The organism is Gammaproteobacteria bacterium (genome assembly GCA_016199745.1).
Lineage (GTDB): Bacteria > Pseudomonadota > Gammaproteobacteria > Acidiferrobacterales > Sulfurifustaceae > JACQFZ01.
Window position 1 is genome coordinate 1 of record JACQFZ010000007.1, and the last position, 13,637, is coordinate 13,637.

18 protein-coding genes are annotated in these 13,637 nt (G+C 57.1%); 16 read left to right on the forward strand and 2 right to left on the reverse strand.

Annotated elements, in window-relative coordinates; genetic code table 11:
* The first annotated feature begins 88 nt into the window (after positions 1 to 88).
* The 12 genes from HY308_01775 to HY308_01830 all read left to right on the forward strand — a co-directional run bounded on the left by HY308_01775 (position 89) and on the right by HY308_01830 (position 9,237).
* Positions 89 to 418, forward strand: a complete 330-nt coding sequence (locus HY308_01775) for a beta-propeller fold lactonase family protein (GenBank protein ID MBI3897004.1) — start codon at positions 89 to 91, stop codon at positions 416 to 418.
* A gap of 46 nt (positions 419 to 464) precedes the next feature.
* Positions 465 to 740 (forward strand): hypothetical protein, encoded by a 276-nt coding sequence (locus tag HY308_01780; GenBank protein MBI3897005.1) that lies wholly within the window; start codon positions 465 to 467, stop codon positions 738 to 740.
* A gap of 162 nt (positions 741 to 902) precedes the next feature.
* Positions 903 to 2,369 carry an RNA polymerase sigma factor gene (locus HY308_01785; protein MBI3897006.1) on the forward strand — a complete coding sequence of 489 codons (1,467 nt, stop codon included), beginning with the start codon at positions 903 to 905 and terminating at the stop codon, positions 2,367 to 2,369.
* Positions 2,370 to 2,480: 111 nt separating this feature from the next.
* The gene (locus HY308_01790; GenBank protein ID MBI3897007.1) at positions 2,481 to 2,870 is read left to right on the forward strand and encodes a YciI family protein; all 390 of its coding nucleotides are present in this window, start codon (positions 2,481 to 2,483) and stop codon (positions 2,868 to 2,870) included.
* Positions 2,871 to 3,153: 283 nt separating this feature from the next.
* The gene (locus tag HY308_01795; protein MBI3897008.1) at positions 3,154 to 3,501 is read left to right on the forward strand and encodes a GFA family protein; all 348 of its coding nucleotides are present in this window, start codon (positions 3,154 to 3,156) and stop codon (positions 3,499 to 3,501) included.
* Positions 3,502 to 3,658: 157 nt separating this feature from the next.
* Positions 3,659 to 4,024, forward strand: coding sequence for a YciI family protein (locus tag HY308_01800; protein MBI3897009.1), 366 nt, complete (start codon positions 3,659 to 3,661; stop codon positions 4,022 to 4,024).
* Positions 4,012 to 4,425 (forward strand): YciI family protein, encoded by a 414-nt coding sequence (locus tag HY308_01805; GenBank protein ID MBI3897010.1) that lies wholly within the window; start codon positions 4,012 to 4,014, stop codon positions 4,423 to 4,425. Before HY308_01800 ends, HY308_01805 begins: the two co-directional genes overlap by 13 nt.
* A 51-nt stretch (positions 4,426 to 4,476) precedes the next feature.
* Positions 4,477 to 5,064: a polyisoprenoid-binding protein gene (locus HY308_01810; GenBank protein ID MBI3897011.1), complete on the forward strand. Its 588-nt coding sequence runs from the start codon at positions 4,477 to 4,479 to the stop codon at positions 5,062 to 5,064.
* 30 nt (positions 5,065 to 5,094) lie between these two features.
* Entirely contained in the window at positions 5,095 to 5,622 is a 528-nt protein-coding gene (locus HY308_01815; GenBank protein MBI3897012.1) for an SRPBCC family protein, read from the forward strand.
* Between the two features lie 108 nt (positions 5,623 to 5,730).
* Positions 5,731 to 7,182: a DHA2 family efflux MFS transporter permease subunit gene (locus HY308_01820; protein MBI3897013.1), complete on the forward strand. Its 1,452-nt coding sequence runs from the start codon at positions 5,731 to 5,733 to the stop codon at positions 7,180 to 7,182.
* Between the two features lie 594 nt (positions 7,183 to 7,776).
* The gene (locus tag HY308_01825; protein MBI3897014.1) at positions 7,777 to 8,469 is read left to right on the forward strand and encodes a hypothetical protein; all 693 of its coding nucleotides are present in this window, start codon (positions 7,777 to 7,779) and stop codon (positions 8,467 to 8,469) included.
* Positions 8,470 to 8,472: 3 nt separating this feature from the next.
* Complete coding sequence (locus HY308_01830) at positions 8,473 to 9,237, forward strand: sel1 repeat family protein (protein ID MBI3897015.1); 765 nt, start codon at positions 8,473 to 8,475, stop codon at positions 9,235 to 9,237.
* Between the two features lie 174 nt (positions 9,238 to 9,411).
* Here the strand turns inward: HY308_01830 and HY308_01835 are convergent, their stop codons facing one another.
* Positions 9,412 to 10,935: a hypothetical protein gene (locus tag HY308_01835; protein ID MBI3897016.1), complete on the reverse strand. Its 1,524-nt coding sequence runs from the start codon at positions 10,933 to 10,935 to the stop codon at positions 9,412 to 9,414.
* A gap of 75 nt (positions 10,936 to 11,010) precedes the next feature.
* Between HY308_01835 and HY308_01840 the strand changes: the two genes are divergently transcribed.
* The gene (locus HY308_01840; protein MBI3897017.1) at positions 11,011 to 11,316 is read left to right on the forward strand and encodes a hypothetical protein; all 306 of its coding nucleotides are present in this window, start codon (positions 11,011 to 11,013) and stop codon (positions 11,314 to 11,316) included.
* A gap of 33 nt (positions 11,317 to 11,349) precedes the next feature.
* Here HY308_01840 and alkB read toward each other — a convergent pair whose 3' ends face one another.
* Positions 11,350 to 12,003, reverse strand: a complete 654-nt coding sequence (gene alkB / locus HY308_01845) for a DNA oxidative demethylase AlkB (GenBank protein ID MBI3897018.1) — start codon at positions 12,001 to 12,003, stop codon at positions 11,350 to 11,352.
* A 391-nt stretch (positions 12,004 to 12,394) separates the two neighbouring features.
* On the opposite strand from alkB, the gene HY308_01850 reads away from it, so the two are divergent.
* The 3 genes from HY308_01850 to HY308_01860 form a co-directional block, all read left to right on the forward strand.
* A complete protein-coding gene (locus HY308_01850) occupies positions 12,395 to 12,661 on the forward strand; it encodes a hypothetical protein (protein ID MBI3897019.1) in 267 nt (88 codons plus the stop codon).
* A 156-nt stretch (positions 12,662 to 12,817) separates the two neighbouring features.
* Entirely contained in the window at positions 12,818 to 13,519 is a 702-nt protein-coding gene (locus tag HY308_01855) for a hypothetical protein (GenBank protein ID MBI3897020.1), read from the forward strand.
* The coding region (locus HY308_01860) for a transposase (GenBank protein MBI3897021.1) at positions 13,435 to 13,637 on the forward strand (203 nt) is incomplete at its 3' end. The genes HY308_01855 and HY308_01860, both read left to right, overlap by 85 nt.

Genomic DNA, 13,637 nt, shown 5'->3' on the forward strand with positions numbered 1-13,637 from the left:
CTTGGCTTTGAAGGCGGCGGTGTGGTTTCTTCGGGGTCTTCTCATTGTTCGTGCTCCGGATGATGATGAAGCCTTGCGGCCTCGGTTATTGGAGCAGAAACTTCACTTATCGGGTTGTCTTAATTTGTGGGGCCACTTCTCCTATACCTCGAACACCGGCAGTGGAACGATCACCGGCTTCGCGGTCGACGGCACCGGCCAATTAACGCTGCTCGATAGCGACGGCCGTACTGCCGATGTTGGCGCCGGTACCGCGCCGACAGATCTCGCGCTGACGCGCGGCGGTCGGTTCTTGTATTCGCGTAACAGCGGCAACGGCAGCATCAGCGGTTTCCGCGTCGATCACGACGGTAAATTGTCCAGCGTCGGTACAGTCGCGGGCCTGCCTGCCGGTGCTAATGGTCTCATTGCGTACTAATTAATCCACCTCAAACTTTTCAACCAACCACCGAAGGAGATAACACATGTTAACTGCCAGAAAACTCACCGGCTTTGCGCTTGCCACCGCTGCTGCCGGCCTGTTCGCCACTGCTGCATTGTCGACGACCGCGTTTGCCAAAGAAGCCGTTGGCGAAAAGGTAATGTGCGAAGGCGTCAATTCGTGTAAGGGCCATTCCGAGTGCAAGACCGCCAACAACTCGTGCAAAGGCCAGAACTCGTGCAAGGGGCAGGGTTGGACGTCGATGGGCGAGGACGAGTGTAAGGATATGGGCGGTAAAGTGATGAATCGGAAGAAGTAGATTTAATACGGTAGTTACTGGGCGTCCGGTCGTGGGCGCCCAGTTTTTTTTAAGACGGTAACAAAATGAAACCAGCATCGAGCTAACCGTTTCCCGCACCCCAACCCCGCTCCCAGGGGGAGAGGGGTTTTAAGCCCTTCTCCCCCCGGGAGAAGGGTAGGGATGAGGGAAACGTGGCACCGTATTTTCATTTTGTTACCGTCTCTTAGCGGTATCTCGCTGTTTCCCCGTTTACCGCTGTTCCAGTTCTCGCGCTCAAAAGCAGATGAAGTAAGCGTCGCCACCTGTTGCCCCTGGTCTGGTAAAAAAGCCGTGCCGATCATACGAACGGCAGGTGGATTATTATGGCATTGCGTAATAACTGAACGAGGCTCTGCTTTGAACGTGCATGCCACCGACCAGGTGCGCGAAGTGGTGGATGCCATCTACCGCACCGAGTCACGCCGCGTGCTCGCGACGTTAATCCGTCTGCTCGGCGGCTTCGAGCTTGCCGAGGAAGCGTTGCACGATGCATTCATCGCCGCGGTCGAGCAATGGCAGCGCGACGGTGTGCCGGCTAACCCGCGTGCGTGGCTGGTGTCGACCGGGCGCTTCAAGGCGATCGATAAAATCCGCCGGCGCGCGCGCTTCGACGCGTCGCTGGTGGAGTTGGTCGACGAACTGGATGTCGCCGCCAGCCCCGATGAGCCGGACGACGAGGGCATGGAAGACGACCGTTTGCGGCTGATCTTTACGTGCTGCCATCCGGCGTTGTCGGCGGATGCGCAAGTGGCACTGACGTTGCGCGAAGTCTGCGGGCTCACGACCGAAGAGATCGCGCGTGCGTTTCTGACGACGCCGCCGACATTGGCGCAGCGAATCGTGCGCGCCAAGACCAAGATCCGCGATGCGCGCATTCCGTATCAAGTGCCGGCGGCGACCGACTTGCCGGATCGGCTCGATGCGGTGCTGCGTGTCATCTATCTCGTGTTCAACGAAGGTTACTCGGCGTCGTCGGGGGCGTCGTTGATGCGGCCCGATCTATCGGGCGAGGCGATTCGTTTGGGGCGATTGCTCATCGAGTTGTTGCCGGAACCCGAGGCGCTGGGGTTGTTGGCGTTGATGTTACTGCACGAATCGCGTCGTGCTGCCCGCAGCTCGCCGACCGGCGAAATTATTTTGTTGGACAACCAAGACCGCTCGCTTTGGGACCAAACGTCGATCGCCGAGGGCTCAGCGCTGGTCGAGCGCGCGCTGATATCGCGCCGCTTCGGGCCGTACACGTTGCAAGCGGCGATCACCGCGGTGCACGCCGAGGCGCCGAATGCGGCGGCTACCGATTGGGCACAAATCGTCGGCATTTACGACCTGATCATGCGTGCGGATGCTTCGCCGGTGATCGAGCTGAATCGCGCCGTGGCGGTGGCGATGCGCGATGGTCCGCTGGCAGGACTGCTGTTGGTCGATGAGCTGCTGGCGCGCGGCGAGCTTGCGGACTACCACCTAGCACACGCGGCGCGGGCCGATCTGTGCCGGCGCCTCGGAAAGCACAGCGACGCCCGCACCTCCTACGAACGGGCACTGGCGCTCGTGCAACAGGAACCCGAACGGCGGTTTCTCGAGCGGCGGTTGGCCGAGCTGCAAAATTAATTTTGTTCATTGTCGATTTGACGTTCTGCCGATCGACTATAGGCAGCCACCCACGGGAAGATCCCCTGGAAATGATGCGCAGAGCAAAGCAGCGACGCGCAAGGAGATGTCATGAAATTTTTATGCCTGATCTGTGCCGAAACCGTGATGGAGCAAATGCCCGAGGCCGACGCAAAAGCGCATTTTCAGGAGTACGTCGAATTTACCCGCAACATCAAGCAGAGCGGTCACTTCATCGGCGCGAATCGGCTGAAGCCGGTGGATACCGCAACCACGCTGCGGGTACGCAACGGCAAGGTCACGATTACCGACGGACCGTTTGCAGAGACGAAGGAACAGTTCGGCGGTTATTACCTCATCGAGGCCAAGGATCTCGACGAGGCCATTCATGTAGCGGCGAAAATTCCGGGCGCCCGATTCGGTTGTGTCGAGCTGCGGCCGGTCGCGGATGATCCGCAAACACGCGCGCTCGGATTTGATGCTGTAACTAGCGCACATTAGACGTCAGACCCGAATGGCACTTACTTAAGCAAGAGCCGAAGTATATCGGCCGACACTCCCTCCCCCTCAGGGGGAGGGCCGGGGTGGGGGTGGGTTTTTTGCAGTAGCGATCACAACCCACCCCCATCCTGTCCTTCCCCCTGAAGGGGAAGGAACCTGCTAATAAGGTCGGGGCAGGTCAGTTTAGTAACATAGTCGAGTTAAGTAAGGGCCATTCGCGTCAGACCCATAACGACTATGCCGGCGCGCGTACTTGCCTTAACAACTTACTAGGAGACCACGCATGAACTACAAAGGAAGCTGCCACTGCGGAAAGGTGGCATTCGAAGTGGAAGGCAACGTCGATCGTGCCATGTCGTGCAACTGTTCGATATGCCAATGCAAGGGCTCGCTACTTTGGTTTGTCCCGCGCGAGAAGCTGCGCCTGCTGACGCCGGAGGAGAATGCGAACACCTACCTGTTTAACAAACACATCATCAAGCATCGCTTCTGTCCTACCTGCGGCATTCATCCGTACGCTGAAGGAACCGATCCCAAGGGTAATCGTACGGCCGCTATCAATATTCGCTGCCTTGAAGGCATCGAATTGTCGTCAGTGCCGGTAACGCAGTTCGACGGTCGCTCGCTATGAGGCAGCCAAGATGGCTTCTATTAATAGGAGTACGACATGAAACTGTGAGCAGGCCGCCGCCTAACATTTTGCGTTGCGCGAGCCGACCGTTGTCGAATTCATGCGCCGACAAACGACTACCTGTTACTGACCGCTGTACCGCACCTAGGAGATAACGATGAAGTACCTGTGCCTTATCTACAGCGAAGAAAAGAAGCTGGAAGCCATATCCGATAGCGAGTGCGTCGCGAACGCGGAACCGCTCAAGAAGAGCGGGCAAATGATCGCCGCCGCGCCGCTTCAGCCCGTCAGTACCGCCGCCACGGTCCGGGTCCGAAACGGCAAGGTGTCGATTACCGACGGACCGTTCGCCGAAACGAAAGAGCAGCTTGCCGGTTTTTATTTAATAGAAGCCAGAGATCTCAACGAGGCCATTCAGGTGGCGGCGACGATTCCGCCGGCGCGGGTGGGAAGTATCGAGGTACGTCCGGTCAGAGAATGTAGTATCGACCCCAACGAGGAGACACGACCATGCGATTCATGATTATCGTTAAGGCAACTCAAGAGTCGGAAGCCGGCGTCATGCCGGAAGAGAAGTTGATCGCCGCCATGGCGAACTACCACGAAGAACTGCAAAAGGCCGGGGTACTCGTCGATGCTTCCGGGTTACAGGCGAGCTCCCAGGGTTTTCGCGTCAAATATTCCGGTGCCAAGCGCACGGTCGTCGACGGGCCGTTCGCCGAAACCAAGGAACTCATCGCCGGTTACACCATTATTAACGTGAAATCGCCAGAAGCGGCGCGAGAGTGGGCCCAGCGTTTTCCCAATCCGCGCGGCGAAGGACTGGACACCGAGATCGAAGTTCGCCGGTTCTTCGAGCTGGAAGACTTTGCCCCAAGCGCGGCGGTCGAGCGGTTCCGCGAGATGGAAATGGGGACGAAGTAATTGATTCAACGATTCACAGGAAGGATAGACATGCTATTCAAGAAAAATTCGATGACGAAATTTTTGCCATTCGTTTCACTGCTGGTGCTGGCCGGCACCGGTGCCGCCGCCGCACCGGTGACTTACGAAATCGATCCGAACCACACCTATCCGAGCTTCGAAGCCGACCACATGGGCATCTCGATGTGGCGCGGTAAATTCAACAAGACCACCGGCACGCTGACACTGGATAAGGCCGCGAGTAAGGGCGCCGTCGATGTTGCCATCGACATCGACAGCGTCGACTTCGGCCACGAAGAGATGCACAGCAAGGCGGTTGGCCCGGAATTCTTCGACGCCGCCAAATATCCCGAGGCGCATTACCAGGGCAAGCTCGCCGGTTTTACCAAGGGCGTTCCTACTCGCGTCGATGGCGAATTAACGCTGCATGGTGTCACCAAGCCGGTTGTCTTGAAGATCAATTCCTTCAAGTGCATTCCGCACCCGATGTTGAAGCGTGAGCTTTGCGGCGCCGATGCCAGCGGCACGTTCAAGCGCGACGAGTTCGGACTCGACGCCGGCAAGCCCTACGGCTTCAAGATGGATGTGACGTTGCGGATTCAAATGGAAGCCATCGCTGCCGACGGCCAAAAGCAGTGACTGTGATTGCAAACGACACGGGAGGACCTCATGTTTAAAACCATTGCCATCGTCATCGTTGTACTGATCGCCGCCGTTCTTATTTACGCGGCGACTAAACCAGATTCTTTTAGCGTCCAACGTTCGGCCCGCATCAAGGCGGCGCCGGATAAGATCTTCGCGTTCATCACCGATTTCCATCGGTGGGGCGCGTGGTCGCCGTACGAAAAAATCGATCCGGGCATGAAGCGCACGTTCAGCGGCGCCCCCGCCGGCAAGGGTGCGGTCTATGAATGGGACGGCAACGGCCGGATCGGTCAGGGACGCATGGAGATTACCGCTGCCACGCCGCCGTCGAAGATCGCCATCCAACTCGATTTCTTCCGCCCGTTCAAGGCGAACAGCATGACCGAATTCGCCATAGAACCGCAGGGCGACACGACGAACGTGACCTGGACGATGTCCGGACCGCAACCGTTCATGGCCAAGGTGATGAGCATCTTTTGTAGTATGGACAAAATGGTCGGTAAGGACTTCGACGCCGGCCTTGCCGACTTGAAGGTCGTCGCCGAAAAATAGTACGGGAGGGTGGACGTTGATGTGTCGTAAGCCAAGGAGACCTGTTTATTTTTTTCTTTTTGAAAAATCGATAGAGACCATTCCATGACTAGCGACAGAACCTATCGCATGGTCCACCCCGACCGCCGTTGGCTAGCGATGATCGTGCTTTGCCTCGGTACGCTGATGATCGTGCTCGACACAACCATCGTGAACGTGGCACTGCCGTCGATCAAAGAGGATCTGCTCTTTTCCGACGCGGCGCTCGCTTGGGTCGTGAACGCGTACATGCTCACCTTCGGCGGCTTTCTATTGCTCGGTGGGCGCCTCGGCGATCTCTTCGGACAGCGGCGGTTATTCCTCATCGGCCTTACGCTGTTCACGTTAGCCTCGGCCGCCTGCGGCCTGGCGAGCTCGCAAGTTTTTCTCGTCGGTGCCCGCGCCGTTCAGGGACTCGGTGGTGCGGTGGTATCGGCGGTCGCGCTATCGTTGATCATGACGTTATTCACCGAGCCGGCTGAGCGCGCCAAGGCCATGGGGGTGTACGGCTTCGTCGCCGCCGGTGGCGGCTCGATCGGCGTGTTGCTTGGCGGTTTGCTGACCAACGCGCTCGACTGGCATTGGATTTTTCTCGTCAATATTCCGGTCGGTGTCATCGTCTTCGTGCTATGCCGAATCTTGTTGCCCGCAAGTCGCGGACAAGGGCTGGCGCGACATCTCGACGTCGCCGGCGCCGTTACGATAACCAGTTCGCTCTTGCTCGCCGTCTACGCCATCGTCAACGGCAACGACGCCGGCTGGACGTCGACGCAAACGCTCGGTCTGCTCGGTGTCGCTGCCGCGTTGTTGGTGCTCTTCATTGCTATCGAAGCGCGCATTCGTTCACCGCTCATGCCGCTCGGTCTGTTCCGGCTGCGCCGCGTAGCGATATCGAACGTCGTCGGCGTTCTATGGGCGGCGGCGATGTTCGCCTGGTTCTTTCTGTCGGCGCTCTATCTGCAATTGGTACTCGGCTACAGCCCGCTCCAAGTCGGTCTCGCATTTCTGCCGGCCAATTTAATTATGGCGGCATTCTCGCTCGGTCTCTCCGCCAAGCTCGTCATGCGTTTCGGTATCCGCGCGCCGATAGCGGTGGGGATGTTGTTGGTCGCCTTCGGTCTGGCGCTGTTCGCTTGTGCACCGGTCGACGGGACTTTCGTCGTCGACGTTTTGCCAAGCATGCTGTTGCTTGGCCTCGGTGCCGGTATGGCGCTCAACCCGGTGCTGCTCGCCGCCATGAGCGACGTCGCACCGACCGAAGCCGGTCTGGCCTCGGGTATCGTCAACACGTCGTTCATGATGGGCGGCGCACTCGGGCTCGCGATTCTCGCCAGTGTCGCTGCCTCTCGCAGTCACAATTTGCTCGCCGATGGCGCCTATCAACTCGCGGCGCTTACCGGCGGTTATCACATCGCTTTCTTGATCGGCGCCGTCTTTGCCATGACCGCGGCGGTACTCGCGGTCGCATTGCTCCGGCCAAGCGCCAAGCCCAAACAGGAACATAACCTGAATCCGGCGAGTGTCAGCGCGCGGGCGGACTGATGCAGCGCATTATAGATTCACCGCCATAACAGCAGCGGTCCCAATGGCACTACCTTAAGCAAATATCCCCTCTCCCCGCTTGCGGGGAGAGGGCGAGGGAGAGGGGTGCATGAAACATCGACAGTTTTACCTATTCCCTCTCCCTAACCCTCTCCCCCGAAAAGCACGGGGGAGAGGGTTAGGAGATCGTCGGGTTACTCGACAGTCGTTAAGGTAGTGCCATTGAGCAGCGTTCCCTCTCCCGCAAGGGGAGAGGGAGTGGCGGCGGATAGGCTTCGGCTTTTGCTTAAATAAGTGCCATTCTGTTGCGACCCGTTTAACTTGCTAGACATATAGTCAGCACTTCTCGAACTTGACCGCCCGTTTTCGCTCTGCTCCAATCACCCGATCAAGAAAAGCGGTACCAAGAAATAGGGAGCGTTCTGGTGTCGTATCCGTCGCCGATCACACATCCTTCGTCGTCGTTATACCGGGTAGCCTCCGGTCAGATCGGTAGTTGTTTGCCTGCATTCTTTCATGCAGCGTCTGCCTGACAGGCCAGAACGCCCATTTTGTCGTTATATTGTTAACAGCTAAAAGAAAGGGAGAAGTGATATGTCGCCACTGCTGAGTATCGCGCTTGAAAAAGCCAAAGACCTCCTGAAGGACAAACTGAAGGAAAAGGCAAAAGACTACGCTGGAAAAACCATCGATGAAAATCTGTCCCTCGGGTCGCAGGCGCTGGAGGATGTAAAGAAGGATATCGCTGTTCTAGAGGTAGCGGTGAGCGAGTACGACGCGCGTTTTCAAACGGCCAGAGCGGCGATCATGCTGGGAGTCGTCACGGATCAGAACTACCATTCCACCTGCGTGCGTATCTATGCGCCCAGCGAGGCAAAGAAGATCGACGAGCTTATCGAGAAGTTGCGTGAGGCCGGTAACGTTACCGATACCATTGAAACCAGAGCCATGATTAGTATCGATCGACAAATCGATGCACTAAAGCGTACTCAGAAAGCAAAAGAAGATGAACTCGCGACACAAAAGAAGTCTCGAGTAGCGAAGAATCAATCGACACAACGAGTCGAAGACGATTTGCGGATGATATACGATTCAATTACCCGGCACCGGGTAAACCGCCGCCTCACCGAGGATTCGGGTAACAAGTTGCAAGCAGTTTGTCAGGAATCGATCCAGCTGCTGACGAATATTCGCAATAAATTGCTCCACGAAAAGCCCTATGTGTACTTCGCTAAGCAATGCGACCATTGGCTGGCCCGGGAACGTGCCGCCGCCGTGGCGCCGTAAACCATGTTACCTCAGAGACTAGTGACGGCCGGCGTCGGCGTGTTCGGCTTGTTGATCCTGATCGCCGCCTGCATTTCCAACGCCGACACCCCGTCCGACAAGCGCTGGGCCTTGTGCCGATCGATTCCGCCCGATCCTAATAAACCGTCGCCAGACGGTATCGGCCCCAGCGACCAATTGTTTCGTCGAATCAACGCCTGTGAATCGTTGCTGAAGGGCAACAAGGACCCGGATCTGCATTTCTATATCGGCCGCCTATCGTATTCGCTGGGCATGGACAAGAAGGCCATCGAGCAGTTGCGCCTCGGTCGCAACGCCGGCAGCGCCAAGGCCACGACGGCGCTCGCGTGGATGGTCGAAAGCAACGATCTCTCCGCGAAAGAGGCCGGCGGCGAATTCCGGGCGCTCTACGAAGAAGCCGCGGCCCGCGGAGATCCTATTGCGCAGGTAAGACTAGCCCACATCATTCGCGCCAACTCCGAAAACCCGATCGATCGCGTTCGCGCCATCGCCCTCTTGGAAAAAGCCGCGGCTCAAGGGGATGTCGAGGCGAACTATTGGCTCGGGTGGCACTATTCGCACTTTGCCGAAGGGCCGGACGGGAACTTTGAGCCCGCCGATAAGGTGCGCGCCCTTCAGCATTACGAACGCTCGGCTCGTGGGGGTTTTGAGCGGGCCGTCGACGAGTTGAAGCGGTTGGGTAAGGACGTTTCGGGCTATCGCGTTCTCAGCGAGAGAGAAATTCCAGATGCGATATTTCGGCCTTAGATGATTCACGTCGCTAATTTGGTGAGCGGTCGCGAGCGACTGGTCGAGATTAGCCGAAATCATCGACAAAGATTCGTCGAACCCAATCGATAGCCTGCGCGCGGGCGCGCTTCTAGAACGTGTCGCCGCCCAACGCTACTTGTTTGACGAAAGCTGATATCGCCCGCGCCGTCTTTACTGCGCGTGCGGCGCGATAACTTGAATTTTCCCAGCTTCGATTGGGACCGGATTCGCCAGATCGATATCGAACGGCGCGCCTGCATTGCTATCGTAGATTATCTGCGCTTTATCCGGCGTCGTTCCGGTCGCGTCATCCCAAATGACCATTCGCAATTGGTCTGGCGGGGTTTGCCCTTTACCGTTTGCGCTCAGATCGTAGCCATATAGCACGAAGCTGACCGTTCTATCTGGCGCCAGCTCTCCCTTGCCCTTGATCGCTAACCGCCGGTTTGGCGTGATAACCAACCACTCCAGCGTGTCCTGCGCGAGCAATCGAATCTGATGTTGATCGTCGAAGAACCGTACTTTTCCCTGAGGAGCGGTCGTATGGTTACCGGGGTAGTGGCTTAAGAAATTGAAATCGACCAGCCGCGCCGGATCGAGCCAACCGTTGCCTTTAGCCATGCCTGCGGCCGGATCGTAGACGACGACCAAGACTTCCTTCATGTCGGTGCCGCCGGCGACATCGGTAACGCGAATGCGAACGGTGTACATTCCGGCGTTTTCGTAGCTGTGATTGTCGTTGCACGACGCCTCTTGGGCGAATCGATGCGTCAGGCCATCGTCCCAGTCGATGTCGCAGGTATGAACATCATGTCCACTCGCATCGGAAAAAGGCGCCAATAGCGATACGGTTGTCCGCGCTTCGAAAGCTTGCCAACTCGTCGGCGAATCGATGCGAAGTTTCGGTGGGGCGTTACGTACCGTCACAATGGCGCTGTCTTGAACGATGGGGTTGATGCCGTCATTAGCCGATAAGGTGATGGTGTACGTGCCACGATCCGAGCAAGTGATGGTGGTCGCCACTGCGTGGGGATCCGCGATGTTGCAAGTGGCACCTGCGGGAACGTCGTTACCTGCGGCATATGACCAATCGACGGCAGGTGGGCCTATCTCGCTCGACACCGAACCATCCACTACGATGGCTGCACCTTCGTCGCCGGCGACGTCGGGCCCCGCGTCGGCGGATGGCGGCGGTATATTGCAGTTTGCAGCCGTGGGGGAGTTTGCGGCAGCGCGAGTGCGCAACATCAATAGGTCTTCACAGCCGCCGAGATGGTAGAACATAGTAACGATGCCGAGAGGAAGGGGCGCGTCGCCGGACCGCGAATCGGGGTTAGGCTGGTAAGCGATGAGCAAATACCCGGAATCGCAGATGATCTTACCCTCGAATAGCCCATCAGGTTCGCAATCGCCGTTTAGCGTCTCAAGAACTTCGGCACGGCTAGGAATGACGCCTTCGTGGGCATCCTGAATATGGCGGAAGCCGAATCCCGCCTCTTCTCCTCGCTCGTCGCGGTAGTCGTGCTGTCCATACCTCAGGGGTACCGGGACACTGTGGGCACTGTACATCTCGTAGACTCTCCAATCGACGGGATTTGGATTATCACGGGCGAAAACCGGTACCGTCGAAAATAGGGCGACTAACGCTAAGGCGACCGTCACGCAAGACGTTAGCGTACGAGCTAGGTATTTCATGCCACTTCCTTTGTCTGCAGTAGTTTTATTAACTATTCGACAAGACATCTAACTCACTGAGATGGTCTCTGGGCAATCGGCGCAGTTGTTTACATTGGAAGGAGGGTCACAGAAGCGCGATGCGCTTTCAATCTATACGGAAGTCTGTATAGGCGACACGGTTACGTTTATCGGTATTTCATCGAGCAAACTGGTTTACATCGACAGATCGATCGCTTGTTACAAACGGATAGCGCGGATGCGCACGTGCAGATTGTGACGCTCATTCGTACAACGTCCATGCCGACGCTGGCGGATGCGATCGTCAATGCTTATCGGATATTAGCGTCCGCCGACGTCGCCGTGCGTTCCTCCGGTGTCGGCGAAGATTTGAGCGCCTAATCGTTCGCCGGCCAGCACGAGAGCGGTGTGACGTTAAGCCGCTTTGCGAAAGGTAAGATTAATGCGATACCCGCCGGTCAGTGGGTGATGTCCCGCTTTGAGCGGCATTACGCCGTGGTAACGCAGCCGCGCCGATCCGCCCCACACGACCACATCGCCGTGTGTCAGTGGCACGCGTAACGGCCGGTCGTTTCGTTGGAAACCGCCGAACAGAAACACGGCCGGAAGGCCAAGCGATACCGAAACGATGGGGGCGTTGAAGTCGCGCTCGTTCTTGTCTTGATGCAGCGACATTCGCGCGCCGGGCTCGTATCTATTAATAAGACAGGCGTCCGGCTCGAATTGCGCGAAGCCGGCGCTGGCCGCGGCATCGCGTGCCAGCTGTAGAAACACCGCCGGCATCGCCGGCCAGGGTTTGCCGTTTTCCGGATCTAACGCGTCGTAGCGGTAACCGCGGCGGTCCGTCACCCAGCCCCAGGCGCCGCAGTTCGTCATCGCCACCGACATCCGAAAGCCGCCGGGTGTAACCATATGCCGAAACGGCGCGTGCTCGGCGAGGCGGCGCAGCGCAGTGAAGATGGTGTCGTCGTCGCGCACAGCAAAGTTGCGCAGCACGACCGCACCCGGACACAGTGCCTCGCGTACGGCCGAGTTTTGCTCGGTGTCTCCGAATAGACTCAACGTCATTCGTCTATCTCAAATTTTACCCGGTGATGTCGAGCGCAGTGACGCTCGGGTGATACCAGTGGCAAGTATCGGTCATCGCCGCCTTTGTTGTGACTCTTTGATCGACCACGCAATAATGGCCATTGTCCGGACAGGTCATTTTTATCGGTGCTTACCGGTAAAATACGGCAAGTGAATAGAGCAAGAGAGCAATGGCACTGACTTAAGAAATTTCACCGTCATAACCGCAGCGTTCCCTCTCCCCTTGCGGGAGAGGGACAGGGAGAGGGGGAGCCATTAGCAACGTGATATCACCCCTCTCCCCGTCCCTATCCCGCAAGGGTAGAGGGAGTATCGGCGGATAGGCTTCGGCTTTTGCTTAAGTTAAGTGTCATTCGAGCAAGAGGTATTTATGGGTTACTTGCTGGGCAGGCACGTGCTCGACGATGTCGAGGGTTGGAAGAAAATGATGGAATCGCACCGGCAAGGGCACCTGCAGGCCGGTCTTCATTTTCAACAGGTATGGAGTAACGCCGACAATCCGCGCGAAATTTTCTTTCTGTTTAAAGTGGACGATCTGAACAAAGCCAAGTCGTTTCTCAAGGAAGCGGGCGCGCTCGACCCGGATAAACAGGCACGCGGTGAGGTGCCGACGTTGTTCTTCCTCGATTCGCGTTAATCAAATTCTCGTGACCGTTGGCACAGTTGACCAAAGTATCGATCGCAACAAGAATGTACGAAACGCGGTTGTTTGTGGTTCAAATCATTAACTTGCTCTAACTGCATAATGAGATCGGGCCTGCAGATAGCGTGGGATCACCAAGAGCATAAAACGATGCCCAAAAAAATACTTTTGTTAGCCGCTCTATTTGTCGTTCCGTCCATTGCCGCTGCAGAAACCGCTATTAGCTGCGATTCCGATGACGCCGCCCGCATGAGCGTCTTGCGTAAAGCGCTGGAGGCGAAGGGAATTAAATATCGGATGGAGACTTCCACCGACGGCGAGGCCATCTGTGTTTCCCGCCAAGATCAAACTGAGTTCATGGCGACAAAGAACAAATTATTCCCGCCGGAAGAAGCATCCGCACCGGCGGCAAAAATTCTGTCGTCGCCCAACGGGATCCCGGTGTCGAGCACCAAGCCCAGCTCCCGCGCACACCAGCAGGCGCTCGAAGCGGAGTTGCAAAAACATAAGATCTGGTTCGCGAAAGATGAAACCGGCGTACTGTGGTACGAATGGACCAGCGAAAAAGACGTGCAAGAAATCGATCAGCGCATTCGCGAGCGCTTGGCGACGCCGATTCCAGCGGATCGAAGTCTCGGATTTAAAACGAAAGCCGATGCCGACGTTTTTACCAATCTGCTAAGCAAGAAGGGCATTAGGGCCTGTCATCAATTAATCCCCTTTGTCATACTTCTGTTCTCTCCAACTGCGAGCAAGCACAGCGGAAGATGGCCAGACGATACGGATTGCGAGACGACCAGTGGGAACGAATCAAGGATTTACTGCCGGACCAAGAAGGCCACGTCGGGGTAACGGCCAAGGACAATCGGTTGTTTGTGGAAGCGGTGCTGTATCGGTATCGGGCCGGCATGCCGTGGCGGGATTTGCCCGAACGCTTCGGCGATTTTCGGGTGATTCATACCCGTTTCAC

Coding starts and splice junctions, on each gene's coding strand:
- HY308_01785 (MBI3897006.1), top strand. CDS start 903: ATGAGGGAAACGTGGCACCGTATTTTCATTTTGTTACCGTCTCTTAGC.
- HY308_01795 (MBI3897008.1), top strand. CDS start 3,154: ATGAACTACAAAGGAAGCTGCCACTGCGGAAAGGTGGCATTCGAAGTG.
- HY308_01790 (MBI3897007.1), top strand. CDS start 2,481: ATGAAATTTTTATGCCTGATCTGTGCCGAAACCGTGATGGAGCAAATG.
- HY308_01855 (MBI3897020.1), top strand. CDS start 12,818: ATGCCCAAAAAAATACTTTTGTTAGCCGCTCTATTTGTCGTTCCGTCC.
- HY308_01780 (MBI3897005.1), top strand. CDS start 465: ATGTTAACTGCCAGAAAACTCACCGGCTTTGCGCTTGCCACCGCTGCT.
- HY308_01810 (MBI3897011.1), top strand. CDS start 4,477: ATGACGAAATTTTTGCCATTCGTTTCACTGCTGGTGCTGGCCGGCACC.
- HY308_01805 (MBI3897010.1), top strand. CDS start 4,012: ATGCGATTCATGATTATCGTTAAGGCAACTCAAGAGTCGGAAGCCGGC.
- HY308_01830 (MBI3897015.1), top strand. CDS start 8,473: ATGTTACCTCAGAGACTAGTGACGGCCGGCGTCGGCGTGTTCGGCTTG.
- HY308_01850 (MBI3897019.1), top strand. CDS start 12,395: ATGGGTTACTTGCTGGGCAGGCACGTGCTCGACGATGTCGAGGGTTGG.
- alkB (MBI3897018.1), bottom strand. CDS start 12,003: ATGACGTTGAGTCTATTCGGAGACACCGAGCAAAACTCGGCCGTACGC.
- HY308_01835 (MBI3897016.1), bottom strand. CDS start 10,935: ATGAAATACCTAGCTCGTACGCTAACGTCTTGCGTGACGGTCGCCTTA.
- HY308_01820 (MBI3897013.1), top strand. CDS start 5,731: ATGGTCCACCCCGACCGCCGTTGGCTAGCGATGATCGTGCTTTGCCTC.
- HY308_01800 (MBI3897009.1), top strand. CDS start 3,659: ATGAAGTACCTGTGCCTTATCTACAGCGAAGAAAAGAAGCTGGAAGCC.
- HY308_01825 (MBI3897014.1), top strand. CDS start 7,777: ATGTCGCCACTGCTGAGTATCGCGCTTGAAAAAGCCAAAGACCTCCTG.
- HY308_01815 (MBI3897012.1), top strand. CDS start 5,095: ATGTTTAAAACCATTGCCATCGTCATCGTTGTACTGATCGCCGCCGTT.